At 70.1% G+C, this 16,212-nt stretch carries 17 protein-coding genes and 1 pseudogene; 15 read left to right on the top strand and 3 right to left on the bottom strand.

From position 1 onward, the window contains the following. The first annotated feature begins 13 nt into the window (after positions 1-13). The 12 genes from A7B20_RS14645 to A7B20_RS14590 all read left to right on the top strand — a co-directional run bounded on the left by A7B20_RS14645 (position 14) and on the right by A7B20_RS14590 (position 10,673). Positions 14-526 (top strand): tripartite tricarboxylate transporter TctB family protein, encoded by a 513-nt coding sequence (locus A7B20_RS14645; RefSeq protein WP_102109329.1) that lies wholly within the window; start codon positions 14-16, stop codon positions 524-526. Then, entirely contained in the window at positions 519-2,030 is a 1,512-nt protein-coding gene (locus A7B20_RS14640) for a tripartite tricarboxylate transporter permease (protein WP_102109328.1), read from the top strand. Before A7B20_RS14645 ends, A7B20_RS14640 begins: the two co-directional genes overlap by 8 nt. After that, entirely contained in the window at positions 2,027-3,304 is a 1,278-nt protein-coding gene (locus A7B20_RS14635; protein ID WP_216641210.1) for an LVIVD repeat-containing protein, read from the top strand. Before A7B20_RS14640 ends, A7B20_RS14635 begins: the two co-directional genes overlap by 4 nt. Continuing rightward, positions 3,301-3,789 (top strand): OsmC family protein, encoded by a 489-nt coding sequence (locus A7B20_RS14630; RefSeq protein ID WP_102109327.1) that lies wholly within the window; start codon positions 3,301-3,303, stop codon positions 3,787-3,789. Before A7B20_RS14635 ends, A7B20_RS14630 begins: the two co-directional genes overlap by 4 nt. Then, a complete protein-coding gene (locus tag A7B20_RS14625; protein WP_102109326.1) occupies positions 3,780-4,232 on the top strand; it encodes a (2Fe-2S)-binding protein in 453 nt (150 codons plus the stop codon). The genes A7B20_RS14630 and A7B20_RS14625 overlap by 10 nt, the downstream gene beginning before the upstream one ends. Then, positions 4,229-6,319 (top strand): molybdopterin cofactor-binding domain-containing protein, encoded by a 2,091-nt coding sequence (locus tag A7B20_RS14620; RefSeq protein WP_102109325.1) that lies wholly within the window; start codon positions 4,229-4,231, stop codon positions 6,317-6,319. Before A7B20_RS14625 ends, A7B20_RS14620 begins: the two co-directional genes overlap by 4 nt. Positions 6,320-6,505: 186 nt before the next feature. Beyond that, entirely contained in the window at positions 6,506-7,675 is a 1,170-nt protein-coding gene (gene pobA / locus A7B20_RS14615; protein WP_102109324.1) for a 4-hydroxybenzoate 3-monooxygenase, read from the top strand. 22 nt (positions 7,676-7,697) lie between these two features. Then, positions 7,698-8,078 carry a 4-carboxymuconolactone decarboxylase gene (gene pcaC / locus A7B20_RS14610; RefSeq protein WP_102109323.1) on the top strand — a complete coding sequence of 127 codons (381 nt, stop codon included), beginning with the start codon at positions 7,698-7,700 and terminating at the stop codon, positions 8,076-8,078. Further along, positions 8,075-8,809, top strand: a complete 735-nt coding sequence (pcaH, locus tag A7B20_RS14605) for a protocatechuate 3,4-dioxygenase subunit beta (protein ID WP_102109322.1) — start codon at positions 8,075-8,077, stop codon at positions 8,807-8,809. The genes pcaC and pcaH overlap by 4 nt, the downstream gene beginning before the upstream one ends. Beyond that, a complete protein-coding gene (gene pcaG, locus A7B20_RS14600; protein ID WP_102109321.1) occupies positions 8,809-9,426 on the top strand; it encodes a protocatechuate 3,4-dioxygenase subunit alpha in 618 nt (205 codons plus the stop codon). The genes pcaH and pcaG overlap by 1 nt, the downstream gene beginning before the upstream one ends. A 9-nt stretch (positions 9,427-9,435) precedes the next feature. Then, positions 9,436-10,266 (top strand): 3-oxoadipate:acetyl-CoA acetyltransferase, encoded by an 831-nt coding sequence (locus A7B20_RS14595; RefSeq protein WP_102109320.1) that lies wholly within the window; start codon positions 9,436-9,438, stop codon positions 10,264-10,266. Continuing rightward, positions 10,266-10,673 carry an acyl-CoA thioesterase gene (locus A7B20_RS14590; RefSeq protein ID WP_102109319.1) on the top strand — a complete coding sequence of 136 codons (408 nt, stop codon included), beginning with the start codon at positions 10,266-10,268 and terminating at the stop codon, positions 10,671-10,673. The genes A7B20_RS14595 and A7B20_RS14590 overlap by 1 nt, the downstream gene beginning before the upstream one ends. Here the strand turns inward: A7B20_RS14590 and A7B20_RS14585 are convergent. From A7B20_RS14585 to A7B20_RS14575, 3 genes are read right to left on the bottom strand one after another with little or no spacing between them, the layout of a single operon-like run. After that, positions 10,670-11,683 (bottom strand): 5-oxoprolinase subunit C family protein, encoded by a 1,014-nt coding sequence (locus A7B20_RS14585; RefSeq protein ID WP_102109318.1) that lies wholly within the window; start codon positions 11,681-11,683, stop codon positions 10,670-10,672. The two genes, A7B20_RS14590 and A7B20_RS14585, sit on opposite strands and share 4 nt — an antisense overlap. Next, positions 11,680-12,357, bottom strand: coding sequence for a 5-oxoprolinase subunit B family protein (locus A7B20_RS14580; RefSeq protein ID WP_102109317.1), 678 nt, complete (start codon positions 12,355-12,357; stop codon positions 11,680-11,682). The genes A7B20_RS14585 and A7B20_RS14580 overlap by 4 nt, the downstream gene beginning before the upstream one ends. Then, positions 12,354-13,124: a LamB/YcsF family protein gene (locus A7B20_RS14575; RefSeq protein ID WP_102109316.1), complete on the bottom strand. Its 771-nt coding sequence runs from the start codon at positions 13,122-13,124 to the stop codon at positions 12,354-12,356. The genes A7B20_RS14580 and A7B20_RS14575 overlap by 4 nt, the downstream gene beginning before the upstream one ends. 175 nt (positions 13,125-13,299) lie before the next feature. On the opposite strand from A7B20_RS14575, the gene A7B20_RS14570 reads away from it, so the two are divergent. From A7B20_RS14570 to A7B20_RS14560, 3 genes and pseudogenes are all read left to right on the top strand, one after another. Beyond that, positions 13,300-14,424, top strand: coding sequence for a CaiB/BaiF CoA transferase family protein (locus A7B20_RS14570; RefSeq protein WP_102109315.1), 1,125 nt, complete (start codon positions 13,300-13,302; stop codon positions 14,422-14,424). Positions 14,425-14,621: 197 nt separating this feature from the next. Further along, positions 14,622-15,881 (top strand): cation:proton antiporter, encoded by a 1,260-nt coding sequence (locus A7B20_RS14565; RefSeq protein WP_102109314.1) that lies wholly within the window; start codon positions 14,622-14,624, stop codon positions 15,879-15,881. 58 nt (positions 15,882-15,939) lie between these two features. After that, positions 15,940-16,212 (top strand): annotated as a pseudogene (locus tag A7B20_RS14560) (hypothetical protein); the annotation flags it as partial.

Genomic DNA, 16,212 nt, shown 5'->3' with positions numbered 1-16,212 from the left:
GAGGGGGGGCAGCATGTCCACCAAACCGAGGGACGGCAGGCGCGCGCTTGGCGCCGAGCTGATCATTCCCGTCCTCGCCGTCGTCTTCACGCTCTACTTCTTCTCGTCGATCTGGCACTCGCCCTGGACGGCCAAGGTCAGCGCCTTCATGGTCGGCGGCATCCTGCTTCTCGTCTGCGCGATCTTCTTCATCCGCTGCGCGCTCTGGATCCGCGAAGGCAGCGGCACGCTCGGCTTCGGCACGCTGTTCAGCCGCGACGACATCGCCACGGGGCGCATCGGCCTCTTCGCCACCACCGTCGGCTACTGCGTGCTGATCGGCTATCTCGGCTTCACCCTCACCACGTTCCTGTTCCTGGCGCTTTCGATGATCATCCTCGCCAAGGGCCGCAACATCGGCTTCATCACGCTGATCTCGGCGGTGATGGCGCTGGGCGGCTGGGCGGTGTTCATCTGGGCCTTCGACACCCGCTTTCCCCGCGGCTGGTTCGAGACGACCATGAAGGCGGTGCTTTCCAATGGGTGACACGGCCTATCTCCTGTTCGACGTCTTCCTCGACACGATCTCCTTCTGGTGGGTCATCATCCCGACGATCTTCCTCGGGCTGATCGTCGGCGGCATCCCCGGCTTCTCCGCGGCCAACACCATCATCATCCTGATGCCGCTGACTCTCGCCATGGGGCTCGACACCGGGCTGATCTTCATGGTCACGCTCTACTGCGCCGCGCGCATGGGCGCGGGCATCCCGGCGATCCTCGTCAATATTCCCGGCACCGCCGGCGCCGCCGCGACGCCGCTCGACGGCTACCCGATGGCGCGGCAGGGCAAGGGCCAGCAGGCGCTCGCCATCTCCTTCGTCTCCTCCTGCATCGGCGGACTGCTCACCACCATCATGGCGCTCGCCCTGATGCCGGTGCTCGCGCGCGTCGGCTTCTACATGCATTCGGTCGAGATGATCGTGGTCATGCTCTTCGGCATCTCGCTGATCGCTTCCATCGCCGCGCAGGACATGGTCAAGGGCCTGATCGCGGGCTTCCTCGGGCTGATGATCGGCTCGATCGGCACCGACGTCGTCTATGCCACGCCCCGTGCCACCTTCGGCTTCCTCGAACTCTACGACGGCGTGCCGCTGATTCCCGCCCTCGTCGGCCTCTTCGCCGTCTCCGAAGCCTTCGTCATCATCGAGAAGACGGTGATCGTGAACGAAAGCGCCGAGCCGAAGAAGCCCTCCTGGCACGACACGTTCGAGGGCGTGAACATCGCGCTGTCCCGCTGGTGGCACATCGTCTGGACCTCGATCATCGGCCTCGTCATCGGCGTGATCCCCGGCGCCGGCGCCTCCATCGCGAGCTTCGTCGCCTACCAGCAGTCCCGCGCCTTCTCGGACACGCCCGAGAAATACGGCACCGGCCATCCCGAGGGCCTGATCGCGCCCGAGTCCGCCAACAACGGCGTCACCTCCGGCACCCTCGTCCCGCTCCTGGTCCTCGGCATCCCCGGCGGCGCGACGGCGGCGATCATGCTGGTCGTCATGCAGTACCACGGCGTCAGCTTCGGCCCCTCGCTGTTCGAGCACAGCCCGCGAGTCGGCTACGGCATGTTCATGGCCATGGCGGTATCCTACCTGCTGATGATCTTCACGATCCTGCCGCTCAGCCGCTACATGAGCCACGTGACGACGGTGCCGACGATCTACCTCGCGCCGATGATCATCGCCTTCACCCTCGTCGGCGCCTTCGTGCCCCGCGAATACATGTTCGACATGTACCTCGCCCTCGCCTTCGGCGTCCTCGGCTACATCGCCCGGCGCACCGGCTACCACGTCGCCGCCATCCTGATCGGCGTGATCCTCGGGCCGCTGCTGGAAACCTACTTCCTCCGCTCGCTGAAGAAGTCCGACGGCGACATCATGGTCCTGTTCTCCTCGACCCTCGGCAACATCCTCTGGGTCGCCCTCATCGTCTCGCTCGTCCTGCCGATCTGGTTCGACATGCGCCGCAAACGCCGCCGGGAGGTGCCCGCAGAATGACCACGATCACCCGCGAAATGACATGGGAGCTGGCGAAGAACGTCCGTTCCCTCGGCCGCCTCGACATCCCCGGCGGCGGGCAGGTCGTGGTGCAGGGCGACTATGCCTATGTCGGCCACATGGACCCGCCCAACGGCACCTCGATCATCGACATCTCCGACCCCGCCGCTCCGAAGGTCGTCAGCCACATCGACCCGCCCGAGTGGTCCCACACCCACAAGGTGCGCGTCGCGGGCGACCTGATGATCACCAACGTCGAGCAGGACAGGCGGCATTTCCTGAGGAAGGCCGAGAAGATCGCGGGCATCCGCGACGAACTGGGGCCCGATGCCACGAACGCCAAGGTGGCCGAGAAGCTGGGCGTGAAGGAGTCCGACATCCCCACCTTGGAGGCCTTCCTGCAGCGCGGCTACGACGCCGGCGGCTTCCGCGTCTGGGACATCAGGGACAAGACGGCGCCGAAGCTGCTGGCCTACGTCAAGACCCACGGCTTCGGCGTCCACCGCTTCGACATGGACGAGAACTTCGCCTACATCTCGACCGAGATGGCGGGCTATGTCGGCAACATCCTCGTCATCTACGCCCTCGACGACCCCGCGAACCCCCGCGAAGTGTCCCGCTGGCACATGCCGGGCCAGCACCTCGCGGGCGGCGAGACGCCCACCTGGACCGGCTACGGCACCCGCCTGCACCACGCCATGCGCTGCGGGGACGAGATGTGGGCCGCCGTCTGGAACGCCGGTTTCCGCGTGATCGACGTCTCCGACATCACCGCGCCGAAGGTCACCGGCAGCTACCGCTTCCCCAAGGCGATCCCTGAGCCGACGCACACCGTGATGCCGCTGGAAAACCTCGTCGACGGCCGCCGTTACGCCATCGCCATAGACGAGGAGCACGACCACAAGCCCGGCCGCCTCCACGGCTTCCTCTGGGTGGTCGACGTCACCGACCTCGACAACATCGAACCCGTCGCCGCCTGGGACCCGGGCGAACGCGCCTGCCCCTGGATCGGCCAGCCCGGCGGGCGCTTCGGGGGCCACCAGTTCCGCGAGAAGCTCGACACCACCCTCGTCTACACGACCTGGTTCTCCGGCGGCCTCCGCATTGTCGACGTGGCCGACCCGCACATGCCGAAGGAGATCGCCCACTACATCCCCGAGCCGCAAGCCGACGGCACGCCGCCGCAGTCGAACGACGTCGATGTGGACGACAAGGGCCGCATCTATCTCCTCGACCGCAACCGCGGCCTCGACATCCTGGAGATGACCCGGTGAGCGACGCCGAAGACCTCCTGCCGCCCTCGGTGGACCCGACGAAGGCCGCCCTCGGCATCCGCCGCGTCTCGGCCCGGAACCACGCCTCCACCCGCTCGGTGATGATGGTGCGCGACCACGTGCTGGTGACGGACGAGAAGGAGACCAACTCCGGCCCCACCCCCCTCGAGATGGCGCTGTCCTCGCTCTTGGGGTGCGAAGGCGTCATCATCAACCGCTGCGCCGAGGCGATGCAGTTCCGTTATACCGCCGTCGACATGGAAGCCGACGGCGAGGTGGACCAGCGCGGCAGCCGCGGCGTGCAGGGCGTGCGGCCCTATTTCAACTGGGTGAAGCTCAGGATCCGCGTGCACACCGAGGAGAGCGACGACCGCTTCGCCCGCCTCACCCGCAACGTGGAATACCGCTGCCCGGTGATGAACCTGTTCAAGTCGGCGGGCGTCGACGTGCAGGTGACGTGGGAAAAGGCGACGCCATGGCCCTGACGCTGTCCATCAACGGCGAACCCCGCGAGATCGAAGCCGACCCCGAAACGCCCCTCGCCTATGTCCTCAGGAACGAACTGGGGCTGAAGGGCACCAAGATCGGCTGCGGGCTGGAACAGTGCGGCGCCTGCATGATCCTCGCCGACGGCGCCCCGTTTCCGAGCTGCGCCGCCCCCGCCGCCAGTTTCGCGGGGAAGGAGATCACGACGATCGAAGGCATCGCCTCCCGCCCCGCGGGCGCCCGAGTGCAGGCGGCCTTCATCGCCGAGACCGCCGCCCAGTGCGGATACTGCACCGCGGGCCTCGTCGTCGCCTGCACCGCCCTGCTGGAGGCCAATCCCAGCCCCACCGAGGACGAGGCGAAAAGCGCCCTCGCCCCCAACCTCTGCCGCTGCGGCGCCCACCCCCGCGTCCTGCGCGCCCTCGCCCGCGCCGCAACATGAGCCTCGCCGACTACCCCCTCGTCCGCCACTGGATCGGCACCGACGGCGACCGGCTGGTGATCCGCACCGGCAAGGTCGACATCGGCCAGCGCATCTCCTCCGCCCTCGCCCGCATCGCCCACGAGGAGCTGTCGCTCCCACTGGAGCGGATCGAGGTCGCCCCCGTCACCACCGCGGGCCTTGACGAAGGCATCACCTCCGGCAGCCTCTCCATCGAGCATTCGGGCAGCGCCCTGCGCGCCGCCGCCGCGACTCTGCGCGCCCATGTCACCGACCTCGCCGTCGCCCGCTCCGGCGGAACCCCGAAAGACTGGTCGTGGCAGGACGGCACCCTCACCCGTCCCGGCCTGAACCGCCCCCTGCCGGTCCTCGCCCTGATCGCCGAAGCCGACCCCGACCTCGCCGCCGACCCGACGCTCGCCCCCCAGCCGCCCGCCGCGACCGCCCCCCACATGCGCGGCATCTCGGACCTCGTCACCGGCCGCTACACCTTCCTGCCGGACCTCGACCTGCCCGGCATGCGCCACGCCCGCGTCCTGCGCCCGCCCCACGCCCGCGCGACGCTGGAAGCCCTGGACGACAGCGCCGCCGAAAAACTCGCCGACCGCGACATCCGCCTGATCCGCGACGGCAGCTTCCTCGCCCTCGCCGGTCCCGACGAATGGGCCGTGACGAAGGCCCTCGCGACCCTCGCAGCCGCCTGCACCTGGGACACGCCCCCGCTGCCGGAGGACGACGTCTTCGCCCGCCTCACCGCGGAGACCGCCCGCCGCTTCCCCGTCACCGGCGGCGTTCCCGCAGAAGGCCCCGTACGCGCCCCCCTCGAAGATACCCTCACGAAGGCCCGCTTCGAACGCCCCTACCTGCTCCACGCGGCCCTCGCGCCTTCGGCGGCGCTGGCCGAGTGGGACGGCGCCGCGCTCCGGATCAGGAGCCACAGCCAGGGCATCCATGCGCTCCGCGACAGCATCGCAACGTCGCTGGACCTCCCCGCGGATGCGGTGGAAATCACCCACCATCCGAACGCCGGCTGCTACGGCCACAACGGCGCCGACGACGCGGCCCTCGACGCCGCCCTGATCGCCCGCGCGATCCCGGGCACCCCCATCCTGCTGAAATACACCCGCGCCGACGAACACGGGTGGGAGCCCTTCGCCCCCGCCATGGCGCTCGACCTCGCCGCCCGCCTCGTCAACGGCCAGATCGAAGCCATCGACGCCGAGGTCTTCTCCGACACCCACCGCGGCCGCCCCCGCGCGGGCGCGAACGATGCAGGTCCCCGCCGCCTGCTGTCGAACCGCTTCCGCGACCCGGCATGGCCCGCCCCCGAGGCCGCGCCGAACATGAACCGCCACGGCGGCATGCATCGCAACCTCGATCCGGCCTACACCATCCCCGAGAAGCGCCTGATCAAGAACCTCGTCGCGGGCCTGCCCCACCGCACCTCGGCGCTGCGCTGCCTCGGCAACACGACCAACATCTTCGGCCTCGAATCCCTCATGGACATGCTGGCCGAAGAGGCCGGACAGGACCCCTTCGCCTTCCGCCGCGTCCACCTCGACGACCCCCGCAGCATCGCGGTCCTCGACCGCCTCGAAGCGCTCGCAAGGGACACGCCCAGGGCCATGGGCCACGGCATCGCCTTCGCGCAGTACAAGAACGCGATGACCCGCACCGCCGTCGCCGTCGACATCGACCTGACCGACGCCAGCGAGATCCGCCTGCGCCGCGCCATCGTCGTCGCCGACGCCGGCCGCGTGATCGACCCCGAGGGCCTTGCCGCGCAACTCGAGGGCGGCTTCCTGCAGGGCGCCTCCATCGCGCTGCACGAGGAGATCACTTGGGACCGCGGCGGCATCACCTCACGCGACTGGGACAGCTACCCGGTGCTGCGCTTCGACAACGTGCCCGAGATCACGGTGGAGATCATCGCCGACCCCGGGAACCCGCCCGCAGGCGCCGGCGAGGCCACGCCCGGCCCCGCCATCGCCGCCATCGCCAACGCGCTTTGCGACGCCACGGGCCTGCGAATGTTCCGCACCCCCTTCACCCCCGACGCCCTGACCCGTGCCGCCCTCGCGGGCTGAGCGGACCGGTGCGCCTCTCGAAGCCCGATCACGACCCGGCACGGCGCCGGGGCCTCCGGGGCCAGCCCCGGCTGCCGTTCGCCGACCCGCACCGCGCCCGTCGGACACCGCCGGCCGAACCGCGGAGGTGGAAACCCGATTTACACGGACGGAAACTCGACTAGAACCGCCTGAGGGGGAGAGATCATGCGCACACAGGTGGCCATCATCGGCGGCGGTCCCTCGGGCCTGCTTCTTGCGCAGCTGCTGCACGTCCGCGGGATCGACTCCGTCGTGCTCGAGCGTCGGACCCGCGCCCATGTCCTGTCCCGCATCCGCGCGGGCGTGCTGGAACAGGGGCTGATGGGCCTGCTCGACGAGGCGGGCGTGGGCGAGCGGATGCACCGCGAAGGCTTCCCCCACGACGGCACCCTGATCGCCTACGACGACCAGATGTTCCGCGTCGACTTCACCGAACACACCGGGCGCCACGTCATGGTCTACGGCCAGACCGAGGTCACCCGCGACCTCTACGACGCCCGCGAGAAGGCCGGGGGCGCGATCGAGTTCAACGTCGACGACGTGACGGTGAACGACGCCGACACCGACAGGCCCTATGTCACCTACCGCATCGGCGACGCGGCGAAGCGGCTCGACTGCGACTTCATCGCCGGTTGCGACGGCTTCCACGGCGTAAGCCGCAACGCGATCCCCGCCTCGGTGCGCCGGGAATACGAGAAGGTCTATCCCTTCGGCTGGCTCGGCATCCTGTCCGAAACCCCGCCCGTCAACGACGAACTCATCTACGCCTCCTCCTCCCGCGGCTTCGCGCTCTGCTCGATGCGGAACGCGAACCTGTCGCGCTACTACATCCAGTGCTCGCTCTCGGATTCGCCCGGCGACTGGTCCGATGCCAACTTCTGGGACGAGCTGAAGCGCCGCATTCCCGCCGAGCAGGCCGAGGCGCTGATCACCGGCCCCTCGATCGAGAAATCCATCGCCGCCCTGCGCTCCTTCGTGACCGAACCGATGCGCTGGGGTCGCCTGTTCCTGTGCGGCGACGCGGCCCACATCGTGCCTCCGACCGGCGCCAAGGGGCTGAACACCGCCGCCTCCGATGTCCACTACCTCTACAACGCCCTGCGCCAGTTCTACGAGGAAAAGGACGCCGAGGGCATCGATAGATACTCCGAGCGCGCGCTGGCGCGGGTCTGGAAGACCGAGCGGTTCTCGTGGTGGTTCTCCTCGCTGATGCACCGCTATCCCGACCAGTCGGAGTTCGACATCAAGATGCAGCGCGCCGAGATCGAGTTCCTGCGCTCAAGCCCCGCCGCACAGGCGGCGATGGCGCAGAACTACGTCGGGCTGCCCTACTGAAACGGGACGGGGAGGCAGATCCATGTCAGAGAGACACCAGGCCGGCATGAAGGTGCGCCGCGAGGTGCTGGGCGACGCCCATGTCGACCGGGCGGAAGCGGCGAAGTCCGACTTCGACGCGCCCTTCCAGGAGCTGATCACCGAAGCCGCCTGGGGCACGGTCTGGGCGTCGGACGCGATCAGCCGGCGCGAACGCTCGATGCTGACACTGGCGCTGCTGGCCGCCACAGGGAATTTCGAGGAAATACCGATGCATATCCGCGCAACCTCACGCACCGGGGCAAGCCGGCGCGACGTGATCGAGGCATTCCAGCACGTCGCCATCTACGCCGGCGTGCCGAAGGCCAACCACGCGATCCGGCTGGCCCGGCAGACCTTCGCGGAAATGGAGGAAAACCAGTGACTTCGACGCCGAAAGGGGGATACGCCGCCCGCGACCGCGGCTGGCATCCTCCGGCCCTGACGCCGCCCTACAAGACCAGCGTCAAGCGCTCGCCCTCCGCGCCGCTCCTGTCCTTCCCCTCGACCCTGTCGGAGGAAACCGGACCCGTCTTCGGCCATCACATCCTCGGCCCGCAGGACAATGATCTCCTTCACAATTTCGCCGCCGAGGGGCAATCCGCCATCGGCCCGCGGATCGTCGTCCACGGCCGCGTGACCGACCAATTCGGCCGCCCCGTGGCGGGCGCGCTGCTGGAGGTCTGGCAGGCCAATGCGGGCGGGCGTTACCGCCACAGGAAGGAAGGCTACCTCGCGCCGCTCGACCCGAACTTCGGCGGCTGCGGCCGGGTGATCACCGGCGAGGATGGCAGCTACGAATTCCGCACCGTCCAGCCCGGCCCCTATCCCTGGCCGAACGGCGCGAACGACTGGCGCCCCGCCCATATCCACTTCTCGATCTTCGGCCACGGTTTCGCGCAGCGCCTTGTCACGCAGATGTATTTCGAGGGCGATCCGCTGATCTGGAGATGCCCCATCGTGGGCGCGATCCCCTCGCGCGAGGCGATCGAAAGCCTGATCGCCCCCCTCGACATGGCCCGCACCCTCCCGATGGACGCGCGCGCCTACCGCTTCGACATCACGCTGCGCGGCCGCCGCCAGACGATGTTCGAGAACCGCAGGGAGGGGCTGTGATGGCCGGACCGTCCGACGAGACGAAGGAGACCCCGTCGCAGACCGCCGGGCCCTATGTCCACATCGGCTGCACGCCGAATTTCGCCGGCATCGAAGGGGTTTATCCGGAAGACCTCGGGCAGCGGATGAAGATCGGCCCGGTAAAGGGCGAGGAGATAACGATAAGGGGCGCCGTGCACGAAGGCACCGGAACGGTGCTGCGCGATGCGATGGTCGAGATCTGGCAGGCCGACGCCGGGGGCCTCTACAATGCGCCGAACGAGACGCGCGGAACGGCCGATCCGAACTTCACCGGCTGGGGACGCAGCGCGGGCGACATGGAGACCGGCGAGTTCACCTTCCACACGGTGAAGCCCGGCCGCGTCCCCTGTCCCGACGGCCGCCTCCAGGCGCCCCACGTCACCGTCTGGATCGTCGCCCGCGGCATCAACATCGGCCTGCACACCCGCCTCTACTTCGCCGACGAGGCGGCCGCCAACGCCGAGGATCCGATCCTGTCCCGGATCGAGCACCGCAACCGCATCCCGACCCTTCTGGCCAAGCCCGAGGGCGGCGGGGTATACCGGTTCGACATCCACCTCCAGGGTCCATCCGAGACCATCTTCTTCGACATCTAGGAGGCCGACATGGCTGAACCCTGCATCCTCTGCGTCGCCATCACCGGCTCCGTCCCGACGAAGGAGAACAACCCCGCGGTGCCGATCACCGTCGAGGAACAGGTCGAATCGACGCAGGAGTCCTTCGAGGCCGGGGCCTCCATCGCGCATTGCCACGTCCGGAACGACGACGGCACGCCGACCTCGGACCCCGAGCGCTTCGCGCGGCTGGTCGAGGGGCTGAAGAAGCACTGCCCGGGCATGATCATCCAGCTGTCGACCGGCGGGCGTTCGGGCGCCGGACAGGCCCGCGGCGGGATGCTGCCGCTGCGCCCCGACATGGCCTCGCTCGCCGTCGGCTCCAACAACTTCCCCACCCGCGTCTACGAGAACCCGCCGGACCTCGTGGACTGGCTGGCCTCCGAGATGCGCGCCCACGACGTCGTGCCCGAGATCGAGGCCTTCGACCTGTCCCACATCCACCAGGCCGTGGCGATGCACCGCGACGGCCGATTGCCCGCGAAGCTCTACGTCCAGTTTGTGATGGGCGTGAAGAATGCCATGCCGGTCGACCGGGACGTGTTTGATTACTATGTGAAAACGATGGCCCGCCTCGCCCCGGACGCCAACTGGTGCGCCGCCGGGATCGGGCGGTTCCAGCTGACGGTGAACGAATGGGCCATCGCCGCGGGCGGGCACACGCGCACCGGGCTCGAGGACAACGTGCGGCTGGACAGGGACAGGCTGGCGCCCTCGAACGCGGCGCTGGTGAATCGGGCGGCCGAGCTTTGCGAGAAATACGAGCGTCCCGTCGCCACCGTCGCCGAGGCGCGTGCGATCCTGGGGCTGCGGGCGGCCTGATGCCGGAGACGCCCGGACAACCCCACGCCCCCGACGGCCTCCTGACGATCCAGACCGTCGCCTTCCCGAAGGACACCAACTCGGGCGGGGACATCTTCGGCGGCTGGGTGATCAGCCAGATGGACATCGCGGCCGGGATCACCGCCGCCGAACGCGCCCGCGGCCGCTGCGCCACCGTCGCGATCGAGGCGATGCGCTTCCACGCGCCGGTGCTCGTCGGCGACCTCCTGTCCGTCTACACCCGGATCACCCGGGTCGGCCGCACCTCGATCACCGTCCGCGTCGAAAGCTGGGTGCGCCGCCAGAAGACGCGCGAGGCGCGGATGGTGACGGAAGGGGATTTCGTCTTCGTCGCGATCTCGGCCTCGGGCGTGAAGCGCGAGGTGCCGCCCGAGGACGCGCCCTAGTCCTCCTCGCCCGCGGTGACGCCGCCGATCAGGTTCATCCGCGCCAGCCGCTGCTCGAGCGATCCGGCCGCCTGCCCGGCCGCCGCAAGATAGCCGTCGGCCGCCTGCGCCGCGCGGCGCGCGCCGGCCAGCGCCGCCTCGGGAGACAGCACCTCGAAGCGGAAGGCGTCGCCGCTGCGCATCTGGCAGAAGGCATCCAGCGCGAAGCGCGGCACCGCCCCGATCTTGGGATAGCCGCCGGTGGTCCCGTGGTCGGCCAGCAGCACCGTCGCCACCCCGTCGCCCGAGACCTGCACCGCCCCCTTCACCACCGGCTCGGACGGCATGTCGAGCTTCGCCGCCACCGGCAGCGCGGGCCCGGACAGGCGCACGCCCATCCGGTCGTAGGCGTCGCTGAGCCTGAAGCTCTCGCTCCGGAAGGCGGCCAGTGTCTCGGGGGCGAAGAACCGCTCCTGCGGGCCGAGGACGACCGGCACCCGATCCGTCGGGCGGACCCAAGTCGGCGGCTCCAGCGTCGCGTGCCGCGCCTCGCGCCGCTCGGCCTCCTCGACCTCCAGCCTCTGCCCGGACGTCAGGGCACCGCCGCCGAAGCCCGACAGCGCATGGGTCGCCGCCGAACCGAGCCAGCGCCGGGCGTCGAGGCGGCCCGCGAAGGCGATGCTGCACCAGCTGCCCCATGTGCCCGGCCGCAGCGAGAGTGTCTGCCCCGCCGCCAGCGTGGCGACGCACCAGGGCCCGAGCGGCGTGCCGTCGAGCGCCACCCGGAAGCCGCCCCCGGCGACGGCGAAGGAGACCGCGCCCTCGACGCACTCCAGCACCAGCCCGCCCATCGAGACCTCCAGCGCCGCGCCGCCGAAGGGATTGCCGAGCGCGGCATGGGCGACGGCGAAGCCGAACCCGTCCATCGGCCCCGATCCCGGCACGCCGAAACGCATGTGCCCGGGTCGCCCGGCATCCTGAACCGAACAGTGCGGGCCCGCCTGCATGACGCGAAGGACGGCGCGGCTCATGTCCGGGCCTCGAACCGGTCGCGCGAGATGCGGCGGAAACGCACCGGGTCGCCCACGTCGAACAGGAACGGCCGCTCCTCGTCGCCGGTCAGGATGCGGGTCGGCGAGCGGCCGATGATCCACCAGCCCGTCGGCATCGTGATCGTCGTCACAAGGCACTGCGGCCCGGCGATGATGACGCTGCCCGCGGGCACGTCGCGCTTGGCCGCGGCCTTCCTCGGCAGGCGGATCGGCGCGGGCACGCCGGCCATGTAGGCATAGCCGGGCGCGAAGCCGTAGAGATACACCCGGTAGTCGCCCGCAAGGTGGGCCGCGATCACCTCCTCCTCCGACAGCCCCGTCTGGCGGGCGACGTCGCCGAGGTCGGGGGCGAGGTCGGCGTCGTAGCAGACCTCGACCTCGCGCGCCGTCGCCTGCCCCGCCGGTGCGGCGGGACGGTCGAGCAGCGCCGCCAGCGCCTCGGCCACGGCGCCGTGGTCGGTGGCCAGCGGATCGAAGGTGACGAGGAGGTTGGCATAGGCCGGCACCGCCTCGATCATCCCCGGCACGGGATCGGCGGCAAGCGCGCCGTCCAGGCGCAGGACCTCGGTATGGAGGTCCGCGTCTATGCTGTCGCCGAGTTCGGCCAGGACGGCGTGGTCCGAGACCGGGGTAAACCGCGGAGAACTCGTCATCGCGGGGCGAGGAAGGGCGCGACGGTATGGCCCGCCGCGGCAAGCGCGTCGCGGATGTGGCGCGCCATGGCGACGGCGCCGGGGGAATCGCCGTGCACGCAGACGGACTGCGCGTCGAGCGGGATGCCCGGCCCGTCGAGCGTCGGCATCAGGCCGGTGTCGAGGAAGGCGAGCAGGCGGTCGGCCGCGGCCTCGGGATCGTGGATCATCGCGCCCTCGCGCGACCGGGGCACCAGCAGGCCGTTCGGCTGGTAGGCGCGGTCGGCGAAGATCTCGGAATAGACGTCGAGCCCGGCGGCGCGCCCCGCCGGCTCCAGCGCGGTGCCCGAGATCGCCAGCAGCGCGAGGTCAGGCGCCACGGCCTTCGTCGCGCGGGCGATGGCATCGGCGACCTCACGCTCGGCCGAGGCGAGGTTGGCGAGCGCGCCGTGCGCCTTCACATAGCGCACCGTCGTTCCCGCCAGCGACGCCGCGCCCATCAGCGCGCCGATCTGGACGGCGACCATGCGCTCGACCTCGGCTGCGCCCATGGGGATGATGCGCCGCCCGAACCCCTCGCGGTCGCCGTAGCCGGGATGCGCACCGGCGACGACGCCGTTCTCCTTCGCCCGTGTCAGGGTGGCGAACATCGTCTCGGGGTCGCTCGCATGGCCGCCGCAAGCGATGTTGGCGGAACTGACGATGCCCAGCATCGCCGCGTCGTCGCCCATCGCCCAGGGGCCGAAGCTTTCGCCGAGATCCGAATTGAGGTCGATCGTCCTGCCCATGGGTCCCCCTTCCGCCGGTCCGCCGCGAAAGGATAGCTGCGGTGCGGGGCGATGTCAGGGGGCCACGGGCCATGGGCGGCGATTGTGGAGGCGAAGCGCCCCTGATAGGCTCGCAGAAAGGCGCAGAAGGCAGGGGCAAAGCGATGATTTCCATGGTAATTCCGGGATCCGCCCGATGAGCGGGCGGCCTCTCGAGGGTCTTCTCGTCGTCGCGCTGGAGCAGGCGGTGGCGGCGCCGGTCTGCACCCTGAGGCTCGCCGATGCCGGGGCGCGGGTGATCAAGGTCGAACGGGCGGCGGGCGAGACGGCGCGCCACTACGACAGCGCGGTTCACGGCACCTCGGCCTATTTCGCCTGGCTGAACCGCGGCAAGGAAAGCGCGGTGCTGGACCTGAAGGCCGAGGCGGACCTCGGCCTTCTGAAGCGGATGGCGGCGCGGGCGGACGTGCTGGTGCACAACCTCGCCCCCGGCGCCATGGGGCGGCTCGGCCTCGGGCGCGCGGCGCTCGCCGCGCTCAATCCGCGGCTCATCGGGGTCGAGATCACGGGATACGGACAGGACACCGACTATGCCCGGATGCGCGCCTACGACATGCTGGTGCAGGCCGAAAGCGGCATCTGTTCTGTCACCGGCACGCCCGAGGTGCCGAGCAAGGTCGGCGTCTCCGTCACCGACATCGCCACGGGGATGAACGCCCATGCCGCGGTGCTGGAGGCGCTGATCGCCCGCGGCATCACCGGGCGGGGGCAGCACCTGGAGATCGCCATGTTCGATTCCATGGCCGACTGGATGAGCGTGCCGCTCCTCCATCTCGAACAGGCGGGTCAGGAGACCGGACGCTTCGGCCTCTCCCACGCCTCGATCTCCCCCTCCCGCCCCTACACCTGCGGCGACGGCGGCACCGTGATCGTGGGCGTGCAGACGCCAGAAGAATGGCACCGCTTCTGCGCCGGGGTCCTGTGGCAGCCGGACCTCGCAACCGACCCGCGCTTCGCCACCAACGCCGTGCGGGTGCGCCACCGCGCCGACCTCGACGCGCTGAGCGAGCCGGTCTTCGCCGCGATGACCGCGGCCGAGGCTGCGGAACGGCTGGAGGCGGCGCGCATCGCCTGGGGCCGCCTGAACGATGCCGCGGGCCTCTCGGCGCACCCCGCGCTCCGGCGGATGGCCGTGCGCCTGCCCGGCGGCGCCGAGATCGCCCTGCCCCGCCCCGCCGGCCGCCCCGCGCCCGAGGTCCCGCCCGAGGTCCCCGCCCTCGGCGCCCACACCGAAGCGATCCGCGCCGAGTTCGGCACCTAGGCCAGCGTCCGGCGCTTCGGCCCGTCTCCCGCCCCTCGCCGCAGGGCAGGCCGCAGCCGGACGTCCCGGTCATCCCGCCCCCTCCTCCATCCATGGCGGCCCGAAGCCCGGCCTGCCGCCCTGCCACACCGCACAAACCTGTTTTCCCGGGCGGGCGCCTCGGATAGGCACGAAAGGACGCTGACCGGAGAAGCCCGATGACCCTCCTGCAGATCGCCTCGCTGATGATCGTCCTCGCCGGAGCCTTCGGCGCGGTGAACTACCTGTTCCTGCGCCTGCCCTCCTCCATCGGCATCCTCGTCGTCTCGCTCTTCGCCTCGCTCGGGATCGTGCTGCTCGATCTCGTCTGGCCCGCCCTCGGCGTCGCGGACGAGGTGAGGAACGTGGTGACGGGCATCGACTTCTCCGACGCGCTGCTCGAGGGGATGCTGGGCCTGCTGCTCTTCGCCGGGGCGCTGCATGTGAAGCTTGGCGACCTGCGGGCGCAATGGATGCCGGTGCTGCTGATGGCGACCATGGGCGTGGGGCTGTCGACGCTGATCGTCGGCGCGGGCTTCTCCTGGCTCACGGGGATGCCGCTGCTCGTCGCGCTGGTCTTCGGCGCGCTGATCTCGCCCACCGATCCGGTCGCCGTGCTGGGGGTGCTGCGCGCCACCGACCTGCCGAAATCGCTGGAGACGAAGATCGCGGGCGAATCGCTGTTCAACGACGGCGTCGGCTACGTCGTCTTCCTGGTGCTGATCGGCCTCGCCTTCCCGGCGACCAGTTCCCACGGCGCGGGCGAAGGCAGCGGCCTGTCGGACGCCGCGCTCCTGTTCGCGCGGGAAGCCGGGGGCGGCGCGCTGCTGGGCCTCGTGCTGGGCTGGATCACGTTCGAGCTGATGCGGCGGATCGACGACTATTCGCTGGAGGTGCTGCTGACCCTCGGCCTCGCCTTCGGCGGCTACGAGCTGGCCGTGGCGCTTCACGTCAGCGCGCCGATCATGGCGGTCTGCGCGGGGCTGCTGATCGGCGATGTCGGCGCCAAGTACGGCATGTCGGAAGAGACGCGACGCTATGTCGACGGCTTCTGGAAGCTGATCGACGAGATCCTGAACGCGGTGCTGTTCCTGATGATCGGCTTCGAGGTCTTCGCCGTCGCCTTCAACCAGGAGGCACTCGTGGCGGGCGCCTTCTCCATCGCCCTCGCCCTGTTCGCGCGGCTGGTGGCGGTGGCGGTGCCGATCCTGCTGCTGAAGCCCTTCCGCACCTTCGATGCGGGCGTGGTGCCGGTGATGACCTGGGGCGGATTGAAGGGCGGCATCTCGGTCGCCCTTGCCCTGTCCCTGCCCGAGGGCGAGTGGAAGCCGCTGATCCTGACCTGCACCTACCTCGTCGTCGTCTTCTCGATCATCGTGCAGGGGCTGACCGTGGCGCGGCTGGCCGAGCGGGTCAGCCGCCAGCCCGATCTGGTCTAGGCAGGGCGCCGCACCGCACCTATCTCTCCGGAAACGCATCCCGAGGGAGGACGAACCGATGTCGCTGACGAAAATGGTAAGCAAGCTGGCCCTGGCCTATGTCGCCGCGAAGGGCGTGCAGGCCTTCCGCAACAACGGCGGCATGGACGGTGTGCGCCGCAAGCTGGCCGAGAACAAGCGCTCGGGCGGCGGGCTGGAGGGGCTGCTGAGCTCGCTCACCTCGGGCGGCGGCAGCCATGTCGGCACGGGCGGGACGACGGCCCGGGGCAGCGGCGGCGGCGGCCTCTCGGGCCTCGGCGGCGCGGGCGGCATCGGCGGGCTGCTGAGCGGC

The sequence above is a fragment of the Oceaniglobus roseus genome, assembly GCF_002869745.1.
Classification (GTDB): domain Bacteria; phylum Pseudomonadota; class Alphaproteobacteria; order Rhodobacterales; family Rhodobacteraceae; genus Oceaniglobus; species Oceaniglobus roseus.
Note: the sequence above shows the minus strand (reverse complement) of the source record. Positions and strands in the feature narration are given on the sequence as shown.

What these genes read in the sequence shown, in the direction of transcription:
- A7B20_RS14590 (WP_102109319.1), top strand. Translation starts at nt 10,266, where the DNA reads ATGCCGGAGACGCCCGGACAACCCCACGCCCCCGACGGCCTCCTGACG.
- A7B20_RS14640 (WP_102109328.1), top strand. Translation starts at nt 519, where the DNA reads ATGGGTGACACGGCCTATCTCCTGTTCGACGTCTTCCTCGACACGATC.
- A7B20_RS14580 (WP_102109317.1), bottom strand. Translation starts at nt 12,357, where the DNA reads ATGACGAGTTCTCCGCGGTTTACCCCGGTCTCGGACCACGCCGTCCTG.
- A7B20_RS14595 (WP_102109320.1), top strand. Translation starts at nt 9,436, where the DNA reads ATGGCTGAACCCTGCATCCTCTGCGTCGCCATCACCGGCTCCGTCCCG.
- pcaC (WP_102109323.1), top strand. Translation starts at nt 7,698, where the DNA reads ATGTCAGAGAGACACCAGGCCGGCATGAAGGTGCGCCGCGAGGTGCTG.
- pcaG (WP_102109321.1), top strand. Translation starts at nt 8,809, where the DNA reads ATGGCCGGACCGTCCGACGAGACGAAGGAGACCCCGTCGCAGACCGCC.
- A7B20_RS14575 (WP_102109316.1), bottom strand. Translation starts at nt 13,124, where the DNA reads ATGGGCAGGACGATCGACCTCAATTCGGATCTCGGCGAAAGCTTCGGC.
- A7B20_RS14570 (WP_102109315.1), top strand. Translation starts at nt 13,300, where the DNA reads ATGAGCGGGCGGCCTCTCGAGGGTCTTCTCGTCGTCGCGCTGGAGCAG.
- A7B20_RS14565 (WP_102109314.1), top strand. Translation starts at nt 14,622, where the DNA reads ATGACCCTCCTGCAGATCGCCTCGCTGATGATCGTCCTCGCCGGAGCC.
- A7B20_RS14645 (WP_102109329.1), top strand. Translation starts at nt 14, where the DNA reads ATGTCCACCAAACCGAGGGACGGCAGGCGCGCGCTTGGCGCCGAGCTG.
- A7B20_RS14635 (WP_216641210.1), top strand. Translation starts at nt 2,027, where the DNA reads ATGACCACGATCACCCGCGAAATGACATGGGAGCTGGCGAAGAACGTC.
- pobA (WP_102109324.1), top strand. Translation starts at nt 6,506, where the DNA reads ATGCGCACACAGGTGGCCATCATCGGCGGCGGTCCCTCGGGCCTGCTT.
- A7B20_RS14585 (WP_102109318.1), bottom strand. Translation starts at nt 11,683, where the DNA reads ATGAGCCGCGCCGTCCTTCGCGTCATGCAGGCGGGCCCGCACTGTTCG.
- A7B20_RS14620 (WP_102109325.1), top strand. Translation starts at nt 4,229, where the DNA reads ATGAGCCTCGCCGACTACCCCCTCGTCCGCCACTGGATCGGCACCGAC.
- A7B20_RS14625 (WP_102109326.1), top strand. Translation starts at nt 3,780, where the DNA reads ATGGCCCTGACGCTGTCCATCAACGGCGAACCCCGCGAGATCGAAGCC.